We start from the raw sequence: 1,809 nt of genomic DNA on the forward strand, positions 1-1,809 counted from the left end.
GCTTCTTGTGCTTGCCGGAGTAATAGGGCCGATCAGCGGCCACACGGTCGATCGGGATGAGCGTGCCGTCCATGATGAGGTAGGGGTATCCGGCGCGTCTGGCGGCGCGCAGGGCCTGATCCAGGCGGGGTGAGCGGGCGGCGAGCAGGGCGATGGCTCGGTGACGTAGCGCCAGGCGGTGGCCAGGCCGATGGCGAATCCGGCGGCGAGTTCGGCGTAGGTGTCGCCTTTGCGCAGGTGGACCAGGACGAGCATGGCTTGTCGGCCGGGGTTGAGGCGGCGCGGTGTGGAGTTGATCTGCCGCCGGTGGCGTCGCAGGATGCCGGCCAGGTGGTTCAGGGTTTGAGATGACAGTGGCAGCGCGGCACGATGCTTCTATGGCTTGTCAAGAGAGCACGGGCGATTCGGCTGCTGGTGCCTGAGGGCGGACGATGACCTTGTAGAGCTGGCGGGCGACGTATCGCTTCAGACAGCGGATGATCTCTCTCTTGGAGAGCCCCTCGGCGGTCCCGCGCTCGACATAGGCGCGGGTGGGTGGGCCGCAGGACATGCGTGACAGCACGACGACGTACAGAGCTCGATTGGCCTGCCGGTCGCCGCCATGGTTGAGCCGGTGGCGCCGCGTTCTGCCGCTGGAAGCAGGGACGGGCGACACCCCGCACAGGGCCGCGAACGACCCCTCCGAGCTCAGCCGCTCCGGATTGTCACCACATGTGACCGGTAGTTGTGCAGCGGTCTCAACACCCACGCCCTTGATGGCCGGCAACTCGGGCCGGGCCTGCTCAACCAGCGTCTTCAACTGGTCGTAGGTGGCGTCGATCTCGGCGCTGAGGGCACGGTAGCGCCCAGCGAGGTGCCGCAGCGCCACCTTGACGCTCTGAGCGGGATCGGCCAGATCGGCGGAGGGCCTCAACCGGGAGCAGGCATCGGCGAGCCGGGCCTTCTTCAGGCCGCCCAGCTGCTCGCGGAGCTCGGCCGGGGCGGTGACGAGCAGCGCCTGCAACTCGTTGAGGCAGGCGGTCCTCGCCTTCACCGCACCGGCGCGGATTAAATGCAGCACCCGGATCGACTCGGCCAACCCGTTTCCGCTCTTCGGGACGGCACGAGCCCGATCGGCCAAGACGGCCTCGGCAGCCGAGTAGGAGTCCAGCGGATCAGACTTGCCCTTGGCCCTGCGCTGCTGCCTATCAGGGCGATTGACCTCGACCACCTTGACCTCCGCGTCGCTAAGGTGGCGAGCCAGGGCGGCACCGTAGGAGCCGGTACCCTCCACCCCCACCGCCTGTAGCCGGCCGAAGGAACGCATCCACTCCAGTAGGTCCGCATATCCCGCTCGGGTCGCTGAAAACTCGCGATCGGCGACCCTGCGCCCGTTCATCAGCACCACTGCGGCGTGGTGCGTGTCGGCATGGGTGTCGACCCCGCCCACGATCCGTCGCGCCTTGGGCTTCTTGAACTCCGTCATGTGCACCCTTATCGGCTGGGCGATATCCGAAGGCGGTGCGCGCCGGGGTGGCCGAGCAGGCGGACCAGTGACGGGACGGGTTCTCTCGTCGAGGCTTCTATCAAGCCATACACCGGCCGGCCCGGCACACACCTTCGGGAGTGCTCCCCCGGGGAAGAGGCGACAGATCGTGCCGATGGCACCAGGATGCCCGGGCCAGGTAGAACAAGGGTCAGCCTCAGGGAGGAACACTTCCTGCCTCTGCAACTTCATCAGCAGCAGCAGTGATTCCCGATAGCACCAGTCTCACTGGTAGAACAGCATGTAGGCCTCTGGTTGGTGGTTGATCTTGGTCGACAACCCTT

Annotated in this window: 1 protein-coding gene and 1 pseudogene; both read right to left on the reverse strand. The window is 66.7% G+C overall.

Going from position 1 to position 1,809, the window contains the following annotated elements; all coding sequences use genetic code 11:
- Positions 1 to 360 (reverse strand): annotated as a pseudogene (locus C1I98_RS38480) (transposase family protein); the annotation flags it as partial.
- Between the two features lie 25 nt (positions 361 to 385).
- A complete protein-coding gene (locus tag C1I98_RS38485) occupies positions 386 to 1,465 on the reverse strand; it encodes an IS110 family RNA-guided transposase (RefSeq protein WP_111172134.1) in 1,080 nt (359 codons plus the stop codon).
- Positions 1,466 to 1,809 lie beyond the last annotated feature (344 nt).

Source organism: Spongiactinospora gelatinilytica, assembly GCF_003236385.1.
GTDB lineage: Bacteria > Actinomycetota > Actinomycetes > Streptosporangiales > Streptosporangiaceae > Spongiactinospora > Spongiactinospora gelatinilytica.

Bases quoted from the DNA above. Each gene is read 5' to 3' on its own strand.
- C1I98_RS38485 (WP_111172134.1), bottom strand. From the start codon at position 1,465: ATGACGGAGTTCAAGAAGCCCAAGGCGCGACGGATCGTGGGCGGGGTC.